The sequence below is a fragment of the Nocardioides sp. NPDC059952 genome, from assembly GCF_042730435.1.
In the GTDB taxonomy this organism is placed as follows: Bacteria; Actinomycetota; Actinomycetes; order Propionibacteriales; family Nocardioidaceae; genus Nocardioides.
Window position 1 is genome coordinate 19,175 of sequence record NZ_JBHWLY010000021.1, and the last position, 18,101, is coordinate 37,275.

Consider the following 18,101-nt stretch of genomic DNA (forward strand, 5'->3'; position numbering starts at 1 on the left):
GCCTCGGCGAGGGTCAGTGGAAGTCGCGGGAGCGGTGGCGGGCGGCGATGGCCCTGGCGGCCTCGGGGTGGATCTCCTCGAGCGGGGCGAGACGGTCGGCGACGAGGTTCGTCACTCCGTCGTTGCGCTCGAGGATGCCGCGAATGAGCATGACGGAGGTGGAGACGGCGATCTTGCGGTGCTTCCTCCACAGGCCGGCGGAGCAGACGACGTTGAGCATGCCGGTCTCGTCCTCGAGGTTGATGAAGGTGACGCCGCCTGCGGTCCCGGGACGCTGACGGTGGGTGACCAGGCCGGCGACGGTGATGCGTCGGCCGGGGTCCGAGGTGGGGAGGTCGCTGATCTTCGGGAGTCCCGCCGCGGTCAGGCCGGCACGGAGATGGGCGAAGGGATGGCTGCCGGGGGTCACGCCGGTCGCCCACAGGTCGGCCAGGGTCTCCTCGACCGGGTCGAGGCCGGGCAGCGCGGGGGTCTCGGCGGTGAACCTCACCCCTTCGATCTGGTCCTGGGTCTCGGTCCACCCCGCCTGCCACAGCGCCTGGCGACGGCTCGATGTGAACACCTCCAAACATCCAGCGGTCGCCAGTGCCTCGAGCTGGGCGCGTTCCAGCCCGGCGCGACGGGAGAGGTCGAGGGAGTCCTTGAACGGCGCCTCCTCGCGGGCCTTCACGATCCGTTCGGCAACGTCCTTGCCGATGCCGCGTACGGAGTCCAGGCCCAGCCGCACCGCGAAGTTGCCGTCACGCCGGTGCTCCGGGGTCGGGTCGGGAGTGCCGGGCACCCACGGGGTCTTCTCCCCGTCCAGCCGACAGTCCTCCTTCCCCGTGGCCGACACATCGACATCGAGCGACTCCAGGTCTGCGGCGGCCTGGCTGAGGACGAGGTCGGGGCGGCGTACCTCCACTCCATGGCGGCGGGCGTCCTGGGTCAGCGACTGCGGCGAGTAGAAGCCCATCGGCTGGGCTCGGAGCAGGCCGGCCAGGAAGGCGGCCGGGTAGTGGAGCTTGAACCACGACGAGGCGTAGACGAGCTTGGCGAAGCTCAGCGCGTGGGACTCGGCGAAGCCGAAGTTCGCGAAGGAGAGGATCTGGGTGTAGACCGCCTCCGCCGTCTGCTCGCTCATGCCCTTGGCGCGCATGCCCTGGTAGAGCTGCTCCTTGAGCGAGTCGATGCGCTCGAGCCCACGTTTCGAGCCCATCGCCCGGCGCAGCAGGTCGGCGTCGTCGTGGTCGAAGTCGCCCAGGACCCTGCCCATCTCCATGAGCTGCTCCTGGAACAGCGGCACCCCGCGAGTGCGCTCCAGCACCGGCTCGAGCAGTGGATGCGCGTAGCTGACCTCCTCGCGCCCGGTGGCCCGGCGTACGTAGGGATGGACCGCCCCGCCCTGCACCGGCCCGGGCCGGATGAGCGCGATCTCGATGGCCAGGTCGTAGAAGCAGCGCGGCTGCAGACGCGGCAGGGTGCCGATCTGCGCGCGCGACTCGACCTGGAAGACCCCGATCGAGTCGGCCCGGCAGAGCATGTCGTAGACCGCCGGCTCCTCCTTGGGGATGGTCGCGAGGGTCCACCCCTCGCCCAGATGCTCGAGAGCCAGATGCATCATGTGGTCGAGCGCCGCCAGCATCCCGAGCCCGAGCAGGTCGAACTTCACCAGCCCCATGTATTCGGCGGCGTCCTTGTCCCACTGGATCACGGTGCGTTTCTCCATGCGGGCGCGCTCGATGGGTACGACCTCGCCGATCGGCTCCTCGGTCAGCACCATGCCGCCGGAGTGGATGCCGAGATGGCGTGGGGCTCCGTGGATCTCCTCGGCCAGCGCGAGGACAGGAGCGGGGATGCCGACGTCGTCCGGCGCCTCGACGCGGGAGTAGCCGAGGTGTTTGGACCAGGCGTCCTGCTGGCCGGGGCTGTGGCCGAGCGCCTTGGCCGCGTCCCTGACCGCCATCTTCGGCCGGTAGCCGACGATGTTCGCGACCTGCGCGGCGTTGCGCCGGCCGTAGGTGTCGTAGACCCACTGGATCACCTGCTCGCGCTTGTCGGAATCGAAGTCGACGTCGATGTCGGGCTCCTCCTCCCGATGCACGGAGATGAACCGCTCGAACGGCAGCTCGTAGAAGACCGGGTCGATCGCGGTGATCCCGAGCGCGTAGCAGACCGCGGACGCCGCCGCCGACCCTCGCCCCTGGCAGAGGATGTCCTTGCTCCGGGCGAACTCGACGATGTCGTGCACGATCACGAAGTAGCCCGGGAAGTCCTTGCGCTCGATGACCTCGAGCTCATGGTCCACACGCTTGCGCGCCTTCGCGACGTGCTCGGGGTTGTCGGCGTACGCCTCCTCGTAGCGCTCCCGGAAACCCTCCTCGGTCAGATAGCGCAGCCGGCTCGCGGCGGTCTCGCCCTCGGGGATCCCGCGCTTGGGCAGCTTGGGGGTGGCCTTGCGCAGGTCGAAGGCGCACTCCTCGGCGATCTCGACGCTGTGTGCCACCGCGCCGGGGTAGCGCCGGAAGAGCTGCTCCATCTCCTCCCCCGACCTGACGTACGCCACCGGGCCGGCCGGGAGCCAGCCGGCGATGTCGCTCAGGGTGCGCCGCGCGCGGACCGCCGCGAGCGCGTCGGCCACCCGGTGCCGGTCGGGCGTGGCGTAGTGGACGTTGTTGGTGGCGACCGTGGGCAGACCGGCCTCGCGGGCGATGCCGGCGAGCAGGTCGTTGTCGTAGGAGTCGGTCGGATGGCCGCGGTCGGTCAGCTCGACGACGACGTTCTCGTGCCCGAAACGATCGGTGAGCTCGCGCAGCGCCCGGGCCGCGGCGATCGGGCCGGTGTCGGTGAGCGCCTGGCGTACGGCGCCCTTCCGACAGCCGGTCAGGAACAGCCAGTTGCCGGCGCGGGCCCGGTCGGCGAGCTCGTCGAGGTCGTAGGCCGGCCGCCCCTTCTCGTCGCCGCGCAGCTGCGCCTCGGTGATCGCGCCGGCCAGCTGCCGGTAGCCCTCGACACCCCGGGCGAGCACGAGGAGGTGGCTGCCCTCGGGGTCGGCGATCCCGTTCTGCGGCTTGGTCAGACCCAGGGACAGCTCGGCGCCGTAGATGGTCCGAAGCTGCGGCCCCTCGTTGGTCGAGCTTGTCGGGCCCAGCTTCTGCGCCGCCTCGGCGAAGGCCGGCGCCCCGTAGAACCCGTCGTGGTCGGTGATCGCGATCCCGTGCAGCCCCTGCCGGATCGCCTCAGCGACCAGAGCCGACGGCGAGCTCGCTCCGTCGAGGAAGGAGAAGTCGGAGTGGGCATGGAGCTCGGCGTACGGCACCACCGGGCCCTCCGGCCCGCGCACCTCCTCCTCGGTCAGCCGCTTCTTGCGGCGCGAGATCGGCGCGTCGCCGTAGGGATCCTTCGGCGGGCGGCCGGACAGCCGTCGCTCCAGCTCCTTCCAGGGGATCTCGGGGTTGTTCCAGCCCATCGGTCTGCCCCATCAGTCGTAGCTGGCTTCGGTGAGCCAGTGGTCGGTGTCGAAGGTGGCCAGCCAGGCGCGGCCGTCGACCCCGACGAGCTGGAAACGGGCGATCCGGCGCCCGCCGTCGGGCTCCCACCACCCCTCGGTCACCGGCCAGGGGCCGGCCCAGGAGGCCACCCGCTGCCAGGGCTCTGTAGATCCCGGGCCGGCCGAGGGCCGATAACGGGCCGGGTCGCCGGAGAGACCTCCACGCGGGAGAACCACTACCGGCCGGCCCGCCTGGTCACAGACCTCAGCGGGCCAGGGGTCCGCCAGTACGCGGGCAGGGGCCGGGGACGGGATCGACCCTGGCCAGGGCAGCGCGCGGTCACGCAGCGTGGTCGGACGATCTCCCCACGGCACCTGCGCCTGCCGATCACGCGGCGAACGGCCGCCCTGGAGCACCGGCCGCACCACCCCTTCGTGCCCGATCAGCCCCTGCACCCGGGCGACGCCCCGTTCCACGCGCTCATCGGTGCCGCCCCACAGGCCGTCGGCGTGCACCGATTCGGGCACCACCACCTCCGGCACGAACCTGACCCCGGTCACCGCCGACCTGATGTCCCCGACCCTCAGCGTCCCGACCAGCTGCCAGTGAAGCCGGTCGATCAGGTCTGCCGCTGAGAACCATCGCGGGTGCGCCCAGACTCTGGTGGGTTGTGAACCTGAGAGTGACCCAGGGGCCACGCTCAGGTTCACAACCTCTGTCTCCACCTCGATCCGCACCTCGACACACACCTCTTGGCGCGCTGCCAGCCCTTTCACAAGGCCTTCCGCGCTCTGCCGGGCCGAGAAGCAGACCGCCTCGGCGGAGTCGAGCGGCGGCTCGAAAGCGACCTCGGTGGCGAGCTCGGGCGGTGGCGTACGCCCGGTCACCGGCCGCGCTCCCTCACCGTGGATCACCTGGCGGACCCAGGCGGCCTGCGCGCCGAAGCGCGCCTTGACGTCGGCGCCGGGCAGGTCGGCGAGGCCGCCGAGCGTGGTCAGGCCGAGCCGCTGCAGCAGGCTGACCGCGTTCGCGTCCTCGAGGACATGGACCGGCAGGGCGCGCAGGAACGCGGTGGAGCCACCGTCTGCCGGGACGGCGTACGTCTCCTGCAGCCCGGCGCTCCGCGCGGCCTGCTCGGCGGTGAAGAGCTCATCGGCGATGCCGATCCGGACGTCCCAGATCCCGAGCCCGACCACACACTCGGCGATCGCCGCGCCGGCCTCGGCCTCGCCGCCGTAGAAGCGTGCGGGCGAGCGCAGCGCGACCAGCCCGGGACGCATCGGCATGACACCGGGGCGCAGCTCCTCCAGGCGCACCAGCACCTCCTCGAAGACCCGCGCGTCACGGGCCTCGTCGGCGGCGAGCACCTGCACCTCCGGGCAGCGCGACTGGGCGTCCCGGCGCCGCATCCCGCGCTTGATCCCGAACTCGCGCGCCGCCTGGTTGTAGGCCTGGACCCGGTTCTGCGCAAAGACCGCCGCGGGCAGATGGCGCGGCAGGCCGGCATCACCCAGCGCCGCGGCAACCGGCCAGTCGGCGCACCAGACCACCAGGGTGCGGCTCTTCTGGATGGTCATGCCGACTCCTGTTTCCGCAGGTCAGCGAGGTCCGCGACAGGCTCGAGGACACGCCCGAGGGTGCCGTCCTCGGCCGGGAACCAGAGCGCCGTACGCCGCGGCGGAGCCGTCCCGCGCACCGCCTCGACCACCATCCTTCTCGCCCGGAGATGGCCGTCGCCGTTGCCCAGCCCGACCCAGCGCGGCTCGGTCGCCCGCAGGCGTACGTCCACTCTCGGCCACTCCCCCAGCGCGACCAGCGCGGCGCCGCGGGTGCGCAGCCGGGCGCCGATCTTCTCGGCGACGCTCGGGGTCACCCGTCCTGTCGGCCGGACCAGCACCAGCGTGGTCACATCGACCAGCGCCGCGGTCGCCTCCAGCCAGGAGTCCTTGGGCCGTGGCACCAGGATGGTCCGCTCCAGGTCGACCCCGGTCTCGGCCGCCGCCTCGACGCCGAAGTCCTCGACCCCGACGACGGCGGTCCACTCCCCCGCTCCCGACGGCCCCGCCAGCAGCAGCATCGCCAGCGCCAGCGAGTCGGCCGCGTACGTCCCTCCGGCCCGCAGCTGCACCACCCCACCCAGCGCCTCGTGCGTCGCCAGCTCCGCGCCCATGCCCGGCTTCTGCTCCAGCCGTCGCACCTTCGACCGGAGCTGCTCGATCTGAGCCAGCTTCTGGTGTTGCTCAATCCCCGCTACCACTCCCACTCAATGAGTATCGAACATTTGTTCGAACAGAGCAAGGCCGCCGAGGCGTCACTCCCGCAGGCCGAGGCGTCAGTTGCGTCGGCCGAGTGGGCAGTTCATTGCCAACTCGGCCGACGCGAGTGACGTCTCGGGCGACGCTGGCGACGCCTCGGCAGGAGGGTCAGCCGCGGAGAGCGGAGGCGAGGTAGGTGAGGCGGGGGTGGTCGGAGGTGGGGAAGGCCGAGACGACGGCCTTCGCGCCCACCGCGATCTTCCAGTACGTCGCGCCGGCGACGACGAGGAAGTCGGCCTTGGACGAGCCATCGCCGGACAAGGGCGTGGTGATCAGCTCGGGCACGCCGAAGGCGCGGAGGGCGGCGATGACCGGGGAGTCCTCCTCGAGGGCCGCGCGGGCGGCGGCGACGAGGCCCTCGTGCGCATCCGGGACCGCCACCACCCGCAGGGTCTGGATGCGCGGCTCAGCCTCCGGGGAGAGCATGACCTCGATGTCGTAACGGCCCTTCTCCGCCGGCACCACGGCCAGCGCGACGCCCATCGCGCGCCCGAAGTAGCCGTAGGGCGCGCCGCCGAGCGGCAGCCCGACCTTCGCGCGCGCCTGGGTGATCTGGACGCGCCGGGCGGCGTCGGGAGCGTCGAGCTCGACGTTGTCAGCGAACAGCGACGGCAGCGCGAAGACCTCCGGACCCGCCGGGTCGAACGTACGCAGCCGCTCGACCGCGACCTCCAGCGCCGAGTCGAGCCGCGGACGCAGGCCCTTGACCACCGTCGAGAACCGGTGCGGACCACCGTCGGCGAGCTCGTCCGACACCAGCGAACGCAGCGCGGTCATCGCGGTCACCCCGGCGCCGGCGTACGTGCTGTTGGACAGCGTGATCACACCGAGACCGGACGCGGGGTGCCAGACCATCCGCGAGCCGTAGCCGGGGTAGCCGCCGGAGTGGTGGACGAACTGCCCGAGCCGGCTGTCGTGGTCGACCATGAGGCCGTAGCCGTAGCCCACGGCGACCGCCCTGATCCCGGCCTCAGGCCCGGAGAGCTCCACCGACGAGGACACCCCGCCGAACCGGTTCAGCTGCTGCATCTCCCGCCGCGACGCCTTCGACAGCGGGTGCCCGTCGACCTCAGCGGAGAAGGCCGACACGAACCCACCGACCCAGCGCGCCAGGTCGGCGACCGAGGAGTGCATGCCGCCCATCGCCGCGAACGACCCCGACGCCACCGGCGGCACCTCCGTCCAGGTCGGCGGGCCCGACAACCGGTCCCCCGCCCACGCCGGGTGCAGCGGCGGCACATGACCAGGCACCCGATTCGGAACCGCGGACGGCGAGTAGGCCGAGGAGGTCATCCCCAACGGCGCCAGCAGCTCGTGCTCGATGAAGTCCCGGTTGGCCCCCTCGGGAGAGGAACCACCGACGACGTTCTCGATCGCGCGACCGAGCAGCGCATAGCCGAGGTTGGAGTATTCGAACCCGACCCCCGGCTCCTGTCCGGTCGAGAAGCCTCCGTCGAGGAACGTCCCGAAGTCGTCGTACGACAACGACTCCTGCCGGTCGCCCCACGGGTCGTCGGTCGGCAGCCCGGCCGACATCGAGAGCAGCAGCCTCAGCGTCACCGCCGGTGAGTCGGCGGAGTAGGGCGCCTGGTCGACGAGCTCGGGTACGTACTGCGCGATCGCCTCGTCCAGGTCGACCAGCCCGCGGTCGCGCAGCAGCAGCACCGCGGCCGCCGTGAACGACTTCGACATCGACGCGATCCGGAAGACGCTCTCCGCGGTCGGCGCCGGGCCACCGTCCCGGACCGCACCGAAGGCTCCGGAGTGGAGCAGCTCGGAGCCGCGTACGACCCCATAGGCCAGCCCCGGAGTCAGGTTCTCCTCGAAGCGCTGCTGGAAGAGCTCGTCGACGACAGAGAGGTTCATACGCGCGTTCCTTCGGTGGCAGGTTGCTCGACGCGTTGCAGCCTAACCACCGACGGCACCGAGAGCGCGGCAAGGCAGACCGCGGCGTAGAGCACGCCGCTGACCAGGAAGACCGGGCGCTCCCCGAACCAGCCCGCCAACGGCCCGTAGAGCAGCTGTCCGACCGGCATCGCGAGGAACGAGCCGAGCGCGTCGTAGGAGTAGGCACGCGAGAGCATCTCGCCCGGGACGTTCTCCTGCATGGCGAGGCTCCAGCCGAGACTGAAGATCTCGATCCCGGCGCCGGCGACGGCCATCGCCACGATGAGCGGCAGCGTCTCCGGCCACAGCGCGAGCGCGAAGAAGGGCAGCGAGAACGCCATGATCCCGAACATCCCCGCCCGCAGCGGGCGCCGGATCGTGGCCCGCATCAGCACGATGGTCATGATGAGCATCCCCGCCGCGAGCGCCGAGTTGGCCAGGCCCCAGCCCTCGACACCGAGCGAGGTGGACTTGGCGTACGCCGGCCCCAGCACGTTGAGCCCACCCGACTGGATCGCGTTGAGGACCATGAAGGCCACCACCACGACCCACAGCCAGGTGGTGCTGCGGAAGTAGGTCCACCCCGCCCGGAGATCCTCGAGAGCCGAGGTCTTCTCCTCGTCCGCCGGGCGCGGCGGGATCCGCACCGGGAGCAGGAAGAGCGCCGCGAGCAGCCAGGTCAGAGCGTCGACCGCCAGCGCCCAGCCGGCACCGACGCCGACCACGAGAGCGGCCGCGACCGACGGGCCCAGGACCGTCAGCGTGCCGCGCGACATCGAGAGCAGCAGGTTGGCCGGTTGCAGGTCCTTCTTCGCCACGAGCTGCGGCACCATCCCCTGCATCGCCGGGAAGGCCATCGCCATCGTGGTGCCGTTCATCGCCTGCAGGACGACCAGATGCCAGATCTCCGCGTGCCCGGTGATGACCAGCGCTGCCGCGGCCGCCTGGGTCAAGGCCGAGGCCACGTTGCTCAGCTGCAGCACCAGCCGCCGCGGGAACCGGTCGGCGATCACGCCTCCGACCAGCAGGAACACGACCATCGGGATGGTGTGCGCGGCGACCACATAGCCCAGCGCCGAGGCCGAGTCGGTCACCTCCAGCACCGCGAACGCGAGCGCCACGTGCGACATCGAGGACCCGGCGAGGTTCACGAACCGCGAGGCGAAGAACCATCCGAAGTCGCGATCCTTGAGGACGAAGAGGCTCTCCCGGATGCTCACCGGCGCAGTCTGTCGCTCGACCGCGTCGACGTCCAACGGGTTTTCGGATGCGGTTCGCATCGCGACTAAACCGATAATGGCGCCCGTGCGTCACTCAGGCGTGAGCCGAAAAGAGTTCTCCGACTTCTACGTCGGTGCCAAGGACCGCTGCCTGCGTGCGGCGATCGCGACCGGCATGGACCCAGGGCGAGCCGAGGAAGCGATCGCCGAGGCCTTCGCGCGCGCCTGGTCGCGCTGGCCGACGGTCAGACTGGCCAGTTCCCCGGCGGCATGGGTGGTGCGCACCGCGATCAACGTCGACATCTCCTGGTGGCGCAAGCGCCGCCGCGAGCTGATCGTTCCCGAAACTCCCGAAGAGCTCCCCCGCCACGGATCCGACGACAACGGCCACGACCTGTTGGATGCCATACGCCGGCTGCCACCGCGTCAACGCCAGGTGATTGCGCTGCGCTACTTCCTCGACCTCGATGCCGAGACGACCGCCCACGAGCTCGGGATCGCTCGCGGCACCGTCTCCGCCACGCTCCACCACGCCCTCAAGGCCCTGCGGCTGCAGCTGTCCGACCCCGAAGGGATGCTGTCATGAACGACATCGAGACCTTGCTGCGCAACAGCGGTCGCCAGACCCTGGACGTACCTGCCGACGAGATCCTGCGCCGGGGGGATCGGATGCGCCTCCGCCGGCGCGGCTCCAAGGCGGTCGCCGCGGTCGCCGCCCTCTCGCTCGCCGGGGTCATGGCGTACGTCGCGATCCCTGATCGGCTGATCGACTCGAACATCGCCACCCCCGAACCGTCGAGGACGGCCGCGCCCGGGCAGAAGACTCCGGTCGACTGGTCGGGCAACCCGACCAACCTCACGTCCGAGGAGCTCGACACGCTGAGCGAGCGGTGCCTGGAGACCGCCTGGCAGGAGATCGAGTCCATGTATGCCTTCTCCCCCGAAGCGGACAATGTCCTCGACCCCGATGACTACGAGAAGATCCCGGCGGGCAGCTGGCCCTTCCTCGCCGAGAAGCGTGGATCAAAGGCCTCGGCGATCTTCGACGGCCCCGGCTATGCCGTGACCTGCGCGACGCCGGAGTTCATCGATTCAGAGCCCGAGGCCGACCGCGAGCTCAACCTGGCGGACGCCTATGGCCAACCCCAGGTCTGGGGTGCCTTCGCGGAGACCGGGCCATGGGAGGACTTCACCAGGGGAGGTGCCGGCGACGGCACAGAGTTCCTGCTCCCCCTCCCCGAAAAGGTGAACGTCGCCAGAGTGGTCTTCACCTCGGACGGTGAAGACTTCCCGGCGACCATCGTCAACGGCGTGGCGGTTGCGTGGACCGACCACCGGGTCGACGTCGAGTCAGCAAGCTTCCGCGCCTACGACGCCGACGGAGATCTGGTCTATCCCGAGCCGGATGAGACGAGGCGGCAACCGCCGACCATCGAGTGGACCGAGACCGCAGAAGGGGTCCGGGTGACGCGATCGCTCGGCAACGAGACGCTGGAGTCCGCCTGGTTCTGGGTCGGCAAGCAGCGGTTCGACGCGACCATCACCGACGACAACGTGGCAGTCGCGCTGATCCCGACCGGGAAGCTCACCACCGACCAGCTGGACAAGCTGGAGATCCAGGGCGTCTCGGCCGAGGGTTACTACTTGCGTGGCTGCAGCGGAAAGCCCTGCGGTCCTTAGGGCCTGGCGGCGACGTACTTCTCCGCCTTGCCCCGCGGCTTGCCCCCGAGCCCCTCGATCCCGATGAGGCTCGGGAGCAGGCTGCGGTCGGTGGTGAGGGCCCGGAACAGGGTCGAGACGGTGATGTCGTGGTCGGGGCGGTGGACGACGACGATCTCGTCACCGGCCTGCAGCTCGCCCTCCTCGAGGACCCGCAGGTAGGGCCCGGGGCGCCCCTCAGCGGTGAACCGCTTGACCCAACGGGCGTCGTCGTACCCCGAGACACCCATCCAGTTCTTGAAGTCGTTGCACGGCGTACGCACGCTGCAGACCTGCAGCAGCACCGTCCCGATCCGCCATTGCTCCCCGACCAGGGCCTCGTTGACGTCGATCCCCTCGGTGGTGAGGTTCTCGGCGAACTGGCCGTCGCGCAGCGTCGTGCCCAGGCGGGTGCCCCATGCATCGAGGTCCTCGCGGGCGAAGGCGTAGACGGCCTGCTCCTCGCCGCCGTGGTGGCGGCGGTCGGTCTGGGTGTCGGTGACGATGCCCTCCTTGCCGACCGTCACCGGCCCGGGCGTCGCCAGCTTCTCCATCGAGGTGGCGCCCACCTCCGCCCACTCCGCGGGCTTGGACTGACCGATGTTGACGCTTCGCACGATGGGCACGGAGCGATTCTCCCCCGGCACGCGACGGCGGTCGAACGGGTTTCAGTCCTGGACCGCCTTGGTCACCGAGACCATCGCGGTGATCCACTCCTTGTCAGGCGCCTGGTTGTCCTCGACCTCGTCCTTGACGTTGACCATCAAGCGCAGCACCGTCCAGGCGCGGGCCCGGTCCTCGTCGAGCTCGGCGGCGTCGACGAGGGCGAAGAAGCGGTCGCGTGCGCCGTCCCGGATCCGCCCCGCATACTCGTCGAAGCGATTCCAGAGCATCGGCGCGAGCTCGTAGTGCGGGTCGCCGGAGAGCGGCTTCGGGTCGATGACCAGCCACTCCTCACGATCGCCCCGCAGGACGTTCTCGTAGTGGAGATCGGTGTGGATCAGCGTCCCGTCGGTCGCCTCGTCAGTAGCGAAGTCGCGAGCGATCGACCGGGCCTGCTCGACCATCCGCGGCGGCACCGGAAGCCGCCGGCTCTTGTCCCCCAACTCGCTCGCCCAGCGTGCGGCCTGCGCCGACAACGTACGCAGCTGCGGCGGAGCCGGGACGTGCAGCTGCCGGTAGAACCCGCCCACGATCTCGCACGCCTGCACGTCCCACATCTCCGTGAGGTCCGAAGGATGCAGCCGTTCGAGCAGCAGCGCGAACCGCTTCGGGTCAGCCCGCAGCAGGCGTACGGCACCGCGACCGCCCCACACCTGCAGCGCCAGCGCCTCGTGCTCGGCCTCCCAGTGCGGCCAGCCGACCTTCAGCACGGCGGCCTCGCCGTCGGCGGTGCGGACCGGGAGGACGACCGCGCAGCTGCCGTGGGTGGTCGGACCGTCCACGCTCAGCGACCACTCCTCGACCAGGTCGCGAAGGAGACCCGGGAGGTCGTCGAGCCACGCGGCCCAGGACGGCCCGTTGGCCGCGAGCGCCAGGAAGGAGTCCGGGACGAGGGTCACGGCTGCAACCCTACTGACGCGACTTCTAATGGGCTTCCCAACGCCGAGCGGATCGGGCAGGTTGAGGCCATGTCACTTCCAGAGTCGATGGGGACCCGAGGTGTTCCCTACCCGCCCGAGCGCTACGACGGCGAGGCCGGTGAGGTCTCGGCGTTCCACCGTCCCGACAAGACCGCTCCCGACCTCGAATATCCCAACGGGGTGAAGGTCGACTATCTCGCCACCGGCGCGACGACCGCGGGCGACTACGGGCTCTACCGCTGGCACTTCGGTCCCAACGAGACCGGCCCCGGGCCCCACTTCCACCGTGCCGTGGCCGAGTCGTTCTACGTGCTGACCGGGACCGTGCGGATCTACAACGGCGAGGAGTGGATCCCGGCCGGTGCCGGCGACTTCGTGCATGTGCCGGTCGGCGGCCTGCACGGCTTCCGCAACACCACCGACGAGCCCGCCTCGATGCTGCTCCACTTCACCCCGGGCGCACCGCGGGAGGGCTACTTCGAGGGGCTGCGCGAGCTGGCCGAGGGCACCGAGCTCGGTCCGGACGAGATGGCCGAGTTCTACAAGCTCCACGACAACTACTGGGTCGACTGAGCGACCTTCAGGGCCTCGATCCCCATCCGGACGATCGGGCTGGTGGAGTCGGCCCCGATCGCGGGGTCGTCCAGCCCGACCCAGGCGGCGAAGTCGGTGGTTCCGTCGACCTCCAGCGTGCCCAGCTCGCCTCCGACGATCCGTGCCTCGAAGACCACCCGGGTGGACTGGTAGGGCCGGCGACCGGGGTCGAACGGCACCACGAACACGTCGGTCGTCAGTGGAGCCCCGACCTCGACGTCGTAGCCGGTCTCCTCCTTCACCTCGCGCACGACCGCGGCGGGCATCTGCTCGCCGTAGTCGACGCCACCACCCGGCAGCGTCCACCCCGGGTCGTTGCGATGGTTGCCGTTGAACCAGCTCAGCAGGATCCGCCCCGCGTCGTCGACGATGACGGCGTACGCCGCTACCCGAGTGTCGTAGTCCGTGAAGTGCATCCCTGCGAGACTAGCGCGGTCCAGCCGAAAGTCAGTCGAAGACGAAGGCGGTCGCGTCCTTCGGGAACGAGGTCCAGGCCCGGATGCGCCGTGGATGCACCGCCGGCGCGCCCTCGATGTAGTGCTTGGCCTCGAAGACGTTCTCGCCGTACTCGGGATACTTCGCGTTCAGCAGCCTCGCGATCTCCTCGGCGACCTCCGGCGCGAACCTCGACTCCCGCACCTCGCCCTCGACGACGACCAGCTTCCACGGATCCGGCAGGTTGACCGTCACCTTCGGATGCTCGGCCGCGAGCCGCCGGTGCAACGTCTCGGGGCTGCCGCCGTAGACCAGCTCGTCCTCGAACCAGATCCCGTCCAGCGGCGTCACGTGCGGACTCCGCCCCGGCCTCTCGAACGCGAACCAGAACTGCTTCGCCTCGACCAGGCGCTGACGTACGTCCTCCCACGCCAGCAACTCGCTCGGCGTGCCGTATCCCTCCGGAAACCGGATCTGTTCTGTACGCATGCGCCTCACTCAACCAGCGCCCGCCCCCGGCCGACCCGACCGTTCTTGCGCAGCTGTGATGAACTGGCCGGCATGCAATTTCGGGCTGCAACCTTGATCGTCCTGCTCTCCGCGACCTCGGCCTGCGGGTCCGGATCGGCTCCGGTGACCACGAACGCACCGACGCCGTTCTCGGCGTCGGCCACCTCGACACCGGACGGGTTCACCGCGGCCGAGTGTCCGGGGGTGGTCGGCGACAGGCGGGTGATCTTGAAGCTGGACGTGCCGGAGGAGTTCGAGTCGGAGTCCACCGCTCCCAGCGACCAGACCCCCGACGGCCAGTGCACCTGGCACACCTCCGAGGACCGCTTCTTCAGCGTCGAGATCGGCGAGAAGGAGTCGCTCGCGGACCTGAACGACGAGCTGAAGGAGTACGAGGACATCGGCGGTGACGACGAGGTCAAGGACGTCACCTACGACGCCCCGGCCGACACCTTCGGCGACCTGGAGGGCGAGCGGCTCAGCTGGTGGTCCTACTCCGACGGCATGCCGGCCGACTGCGTCCACGTCCAGGCCAACGGCATCCGCGTGTTCTGGCAGAACCCCGACGACATCGACCAGCGGCTCGATGACCTCGACCTCGTCCTCGACAGCATCGAGCTCATCCGCTCCTGACGCGGCTCTCGACCGGCGCCGCAGCGGCTCGCCTGCCGCTCGCGATGGTCAGCACCACGAGCATCACGGGCACGATCACCGTCCACGAGGTGGGGAGCAGCCCGGCGGCGCACCCGATCGTCGTCAGGACGAATCCTCGCCTCGGCCGTCGGGGCAGCAGGAGCGTCCCGGCCAGGACCAGCGCCCCACCTCCGACGAGCGTGCCGAACCAGAACAGGAGACCGCCGTCGCCGCTGCGTACGACTCGAACGGTCTCCGCCGCTCCCGCCGCGAGGAGCAGACAGCCGAGGAACAACCCGTACCACCAGATCCAGCCGCGCCGCTTCATCATCGGGCCTCCTCGCGCCACACGATTCCGAGCAGAGCATCGGCCGGCACGTCCCCGACGATCCGCAGGCTCACCGTGTGCGCCTCCTCGGGCGTCAGGACGAGTCCTGGCCCGCCGTCACCGAGGATCAGCCCCGTCTCGGGCCGTCCGTCGACGTAGACCTGCACCTCCTGGCTGCCCGAGCCCGATGTGTACCAGTCCACCTCGACCGGGAGAGCCCGGGAGGAGTACGTCGAGGAGAGGACCCGAGTGCCCGGCATGGACTCCTCCCGCCTGACCAGGCGGAACTCGCTTCCGCCATCCATCTCCAGTGCCTGAACCTGGTGGCCGGCAACCGTGGCCGCGGGCTCGGGAAGCCGGTAGACGGCAGCGCCGATCTGTCCGTCCGCGGGTGGCGCCTCCGCTCGCCCGGACGTGCTGGTCAGCCAGAGCCGAAGCGTGTGCGTGCCCTCCTGCGGATACTCCGGCCCGAGCTGGTAGGAGATCCAGCGGCCCGAGAGGAGCTCCACGTCGCAGGGCAGCTGGCCGGGCTCGCCGTCGTCCAGCGACAGGTGCAGCGTGTAGCCACTGCCGACTCCTCGGCAGACCGCCCTCCACTCGGTGTTGCGAGAGGCCTCGGCGGTGAACGAGAGCTCGCTCCTCCCGGTGGCGATCTCGGAGTCGATCAAGGTCCGACCCGCGTACGTCCCCACGAACGGCCCGTTCGAGGGCACCGGCCTCACTACCGGTGCCGTCCGATCGAACGGGTTCGCGCCGAGCGAGGCCATCACCGCCACCGGAACCACGATCACCGCGACCGCAGCCACGACCAGCGCCCGACGGAGCCGGATCGTCGCGGCCCTGCGACGGACAGCCGGACCACGACCGAGGACCGTGTCGTCCCCGATCGTCGCGGCATGTGCCCGCAACGTCTCCTGAAGCTGTTCGATGCTCATCGGGCCACCTCCCCGTGCGTCTCCTCGGCGAGCGCGCCGTCGAGGCGCAGCTTGGCCAACGCCTTCACCCGCTGGCTCTTCACGGTGCCGACCGAGCAGCCGAGCAGGCGGGCCGTCTCGGCCTCGCTGAGATCCTCCATGTATCGCAGCACGATCACCGCCCGCTGCCTCGCTGGAAGCCTCCCCAGCGCCGCCCACAGGTCGTGGGTCTCCGCACGGTCCTCGTCGTACCCGGCCTCCGGCAGCTCAGGCGTCGGACGCTCGCCGTTCCACCGGCGCCGCCACCAGGTGGCGTAGGTGTTGACGAGGATCTTGTTCACGTACGCGACTGGGTCGCTCTCGATCCGCGACCAGGACAACCACGCCTTGACCAGCGCCGTCTGCAGCAGGTCCTCGGCGCGCCCGCGGTCGTGGGTCAGCAGGTAGGCGGTCCGCAACAGCCGCGTGGAGCAGGACGCCACGAAGTCGTCGAACTCCCGAGCAGCCCCGGCCCTGCTCCCCTTGCCCGAGACCTGGATGGCATCCACGTCCCCTCCCCGCTCGGCGTCCCCCGACGGGGCGCCCCTACCCAGGACGACCAGGTCGACCCCGGGAAAGGTTGTCCATCACCGAGCGTAGGGCGTCACTTCTTGTCTGTGGAGGCCTGAGTGGTGGAGAGAGCGGCGACGAAGGCTTCCTGGGGGACCTCGACGCGGCCGACCATCTTCATCCGCTTCTTGCCCTCCTTCTGCTTCTCCAGCAGCTTGCGCTTACGCGAGATGTCGCCGCCGTAGCACTTGGCGAGGACGTCCTTGCGGATGGCGCGGATGGTCTCGCGCGCGATGACGCGGGCGCCGATCGCGGCCTGGATCGGCACTTCGAACTGCTGGCGCGGGATGAGCTCCTTGAGCTTGCCGGCCATCATCACGCCGTAGTTGTACGCGGCGTCGCGGTGGACGATCGCGGAGAACGCGTCGACGGGCTCGCCCTGCAGCAGGATGTCGACCTTGACCAGGTCGGCCGCCTGATCGCCGCTGAACTCGTAGTTCAGCGAGGCGTACCCCTTCGTCGAGGACTTGAGCTGGTCGAAGAAGTCGAAGGCGATCTCGCCCATGGGGAGGACGTAGCGCATCTCGACGCGGTCCTCGGAGAGGTAGTCCATGCCGCCGAGCGTGCCGCGCTTCCTCTGGCACAGCTCCATGATCGTGCCGATGTAGTCGGACGGCGAGAGGATCGTGGCATTGACGACCGGCTCGCGCACCTCGCGGATCTTGCCCTCGGGGAACTCCGAGGGGTTGGTCACGATGTGCTCGGAGCCGTCCTCCATGATCACGTCGTAGACCACGTTGGGAGCCGTCGAGATGAGGTCGAGGTTGAACTCGCGCTCGAGACGGTCGCGGGTGATCTCCATGTGCAGCAGGCCGAGGAACCCGACGCGGAAGCCGAAGCCGAGCGCGCCCGACGTCTCCGGCTCGTACGTCAGGGCAGCGTCGTTGAGCTGAAGCTTGTCGAGCGCCTCGCGCAGCACCGGGTACTGGTCGCCGTCGATCGGGTAGAGCCCCGCGAAGACCATCGGGTTGGGGTGGGAGTAGCCGCCGAGCATCTCCTTGGCCGGGCGGTTGTTGCCGGTGACGGTGTCACCCACCCGCGACTGGCGTACGTCCTTCACGCCGGTGATCAGGTAGCCGGTCTCGCCGACCCCGATGTGGTCGGCCTTGACCGGCTCCGGGCTGATCACGCCGAGCTCGAGCATCTCGTGGACCGCGCCGGTCGACATCATCTTGATCTTGTCGCGGTGGGTCAGCTTGCCGTCGAAGACCCGGACGTAGGTCACCACGCCGCGGTAGGTGTCGTAGACGGAGTCGAAGATCAGCGCCCGCGCCGGGGCGTCCGGGTCGCCCACCGGCGGCGGGGTCTCAGAGACGATGTGGTTGAGCAGGTCCTCGACGCCGAGCCCGGTCTTGGCCGAGACCTTGAGCACGTCCTCCGGCTCGCAGCCGACCAGGTTGGCCAGCTCCAGGGCGTACTTCTCGACGTTGGCCGAGGGCAGGTCGATCTTGTTGAGCACCGGGATGATGTGCAGGTCGGCACCCATCGCCAGGTAGAGGTTGGCGAGGGTCTGCGCCTCGATGCCCTGCGCCGCGTCGACGAGCAGGATCGCCGCCTCGCACGCCTGCAGCGACCGGGACACCTCGTAGGTGAAGTCGACGTGACCGGGGGTGTCGATCATGTTCAGCACGAACGTCTTGTCGGCGTCGTCGCCCTCGGTGACCGTCCACGGCATCCGCACGGCCTGGGACTTGATCGTGATCCCGCGCTCGCGCTCGATGTCCATCCGGTCGAGGTATTGCGCCCGCGCGGCACGCTCGTCGACCACACCGGTCAGCTGCAGCATCCGGTCGGCCAACGTCGACTTGCCGTGGTCGATGTGGGCGATGATGCAGAAGTTGCGGATGATCGCCGGATCAGTGGAGCCGGGCTGTGGCGCGGAGTGAGTCACAGGCTGCTTTCGTA

At 70.0% G+C, this 18,101-nt stretch carries 17 protein-coding genes; 4 read left to right on the plus strand and 13 right to left on the minus strand.

The genetic code is table 11. The features are described from left to right. Nucleotides 1-13: 13 nt before the first annotated feature. The 5 genes from ACFV9G_RS12020 to ACFV9G_RS12040 all read right to left on the minus strand — a co-directional run bounded on the left by ACFV9G_RS12020 (nucleotide 14) and on the right by ACFV9G_RS12040 (nucleotide 8,952). On the minus strand, nucleotides 14-3,448 hold the full coding sequence (locus tag ACFV9G_RS12020) for an error-prone DNA polymerase (RefSeq protein WP_378727705.1): 3,435 nt from the start codon (nucleotides 3,446-3,448) through the stop codon (nucleotides 14-16). Nucleotides 3,449-3,460: 12 nt separating this feature from the next. Next, nucleotides 3,461-5,047, minus strand: a complete 1,587-nt coding sequence (locus tag ACFV9G_RS12025; RefSeq protein ID WP_378727706.1) for a Y-family DNA polymerase — start codon at nucleotides 5,045-5,047, stop codon at nucleotides 3,461-3,463. Then, nucleotides 5,044-5,733, minus strand: a complete 690-nt coding sequence (locus tag ACFV9G_RS12030; protein ID WP_378727707.1) for a hypothetical protein — start codon at nucleotides 5,731-5,733, stop codon at nucleotides 5,044-5,046. Before ACFV9G_RS12030 ends, ACFV9G_RS12025 begins: the two co-directional genes overlap by 4 nt. Nucleotides 5,734-5,893: 160 nt before the next feature. After that, a complete protein-coding gene (locus ACFV9G_RS12035) occupies nucleotides 5,894-7,651 on the minus strand; it encodes a serine hydrolase domain-containing protein (RefSeq protein ID WP_378727708.1) in 1,758 nt (585 codons plus the stop codon). After that, nucleotides 7,648-8,952, minus strand: a complete 1,305-nt coding sequence (locus tag ACFV9G_RS12040; RefSeq protein ID WP_378727709.1) for an MFS transporter — start codon at nucleotides 8,950-8,952, stop codon at nucleotides 7,648-7,650. The genes ACFV9G_RS12035 and ACFV9G_RS12040 overlap by 4 nt, the downstream gene beginning before the upstream one ends. 25 nt (nucleotides 8,953-8,977) lie before the next feature. Between ACFV9G_RS12040 and ACFV9G_RS12045 the strand changes: the two genes are divergently transcribed. Both ACFV9G_RS12045 and ACFV9G_RS12050 read left to right on the plus strand, forming a co-directional pair. Further along, nucleotides 8,978-9,478 (plus strand): sigma-70 family RNA polymerase sigma factor, encoded by a 501-nt coding sequence (locus tag ACFV9G_RS12045; RefSeq protein WP_378727710.1) that lies wholly within the window; start codon nucleotides 8,978-8,980, stop codon nucleotides 9,476-9,478. Beyond that, nucleotides 9,475-10,572 carry a hypothetical protein gene (locus ACFV9G_RS12050; protein WP_378727711.1) on the plus strand — a complete coding sequence of 366 codons (1,098 nt, stop codon included), beginning with the start codon at nucleotides 9,475-9,477 and terminating at the stop codon, nucleotides 10,570-10,572. The genes ACFV9G_RS12045 and ACFV9G_RS12050 overlap by 4 nt, the downstream gene beginning before the upstream one ends. Here the strand turns inward: ACFV9G_RS12050 and ACFV9G_RS12055 are convergent. Both ACFV9G_RS12055 and ACFV9G_RS12060 read right to left on the minus strand, forming a co-directional pair. After that, a complete protein-coding gene (locus tag ACFV9G_RS12055; RefSeq protein WP_378727712.1) occupies nucleotides 10,569-11,216 on the minus strand; it encodes an MOSC domain-containing protein in 648 nt (215 codons plus the stop codon). The two genes, ACFV9G_RS12050 and ACFV9G_RS12055, sit on opposite strands and share 4 nt — an antisense overlap. A 42-nt stretch (nucleotides 11,217-11,258) precedes the next feature. Continuing rightward, a complete protein-coding gene (locus ACFV9G_RS12060; RefSeq protein ID WP_378727713.1) occupies nucleotides 11,259-12,152 on the minus strand; it encodes an aminoglycoside phosphotransferase family protein in 894 nt (297 codons plus the stop codon). A gap of 69 nt (nucleotides 12,153-12,221) precedes the next feature. Between ACFV9G_RS12060 and ACFV9G_RS12065 the strand changes: the two genes are divergently transcribed. After that, a complete protein-coding gene (locus tag ACFV9G_RS12065) occupies nucleotides 12,222-12,746 on the plus strand; it encodes a cupin domain-containing protein (protein ID WP_378727714.1) in 525 nt (174 codons plus the stop codon). Here ACFV9G_RS12065 and ACFV9G_RS12070 read toward each other — a convergent pair. After that, nucleotides 12,731-13,183, minus strand: coding sequence for an NUDIX hydrolase (locus tag ACFV9G_RS12070; RefSeq protein ID WP_378727715.1), 453 nt, complete (start codon nucleotides 13,181-13,183; stop codon nucleotides 12,731-12,733). The genes ACFV9G_RS12065 and ACFV9G_RS12070 overlap by 16 nt on opposite strands. 31 nt (nucleotides 13,184-13,214) lie before the next feature. After that, on the minus strand, nucleotides 13,215-13,691 hold the full coding sequence (locus ACFV9G_RS12075; protein WP_378727716.1) for a pyridoxamine 5'-phosphate oxidase family protein: 477 nt from the start codon (nucleotides 13,689-13,691) through the stop codon (nucleotides 13,215-13,217). A 144-nt stretch (nucleotides 13,692-13,835) separates the two neighbouring features. Here ACFV9G_RS12075 and ACFV9G_RS12080 point away from each other — a divergent pair, with 144 nt between their 5' ends. Continuing rightward, nucleotides 13,836-14,345 carry a hypothetical protein gene (locus ACFV9G_RS12080; protein WP_378727717.1) on the plus strand — a complete coding sequence of 170 codons (510 nt, stop codon included), beginning with the start codon at nucleotides 13,836-13,838 and terminating at the stop codon, nucleotides 14,343-14,345. Here ACFV9G_RS12080 and ACFV9G_RS12085 read toward each other — a convergent pair. The 4 genes from ACFV9G_RS12085 to lepA all read right to left on the minus strand — a co-directional run bounded on the left by ACFV9G_RS12085 (nucleotide 14,332) and on the right by lepA (nucleotide 18,087). Beyond that, the gene (locus ACFV9G_RS12085; protein WP_378727718.1) at nucleotides 14,332-14,676 is read right to left on the minus strand and encodes a hypothetical protein; all 345 of its coding nucleotides are present in this window, start codon (nucleotides 14,674-14,676) and stop codon (nucleotides 14,332-14,334) included. The genes ACFV9G_RS12080 and ACFV9G_RS12085 overlap by 14 nt on opposite strands. Next, complete coding sequence (locus ACFV9G_RS12090) at nucleotides 14,673-15,608, minus strand: hypothetical protein (protein WP_378727719.1); 936 nt, start codon at nucleotides 15,606-15,608, stop codon at nucleotides 14,673-14,675. Before ACFV9G_RS12090 ends, ACFV9G_RS12085 begins: the two co-directional genes overlap by 4 nt. Then, nucleotides 15,605-16,135: a SigE family RNA polymerase sigma factor gene (locus tag ACFV9G_RS12095; protein WP_378727720.1), complete on the minus strand. Its 531-nt coding sequence runs from the start codon at nucleotides 16,133-16,135 to the stop codon at nucleotides 15,605-15,607. The genes ACFV9G_RS12090 and ACFV9G_RS12095 overlap by 4 nt, the downstream gene beginning before the upstream one ends. Nucleotides 16,136-16,230: 95 nt before the next feature. Continuing rightward, nucleotides 16,231-18,087: a translation elongation factor 4 gene (gene lepA / locus ACFV9G_RS12100; protein ID WP_378727721.1), complete on the minus strand. Its 1,857-nt coding sequence runs from the start codon at nucleotides 18,085-18,087 to the stop codon at nucleotides 16,231-16,233. Nucleotides 18,088-18,101: the final 14 nt, after the last annotated feature.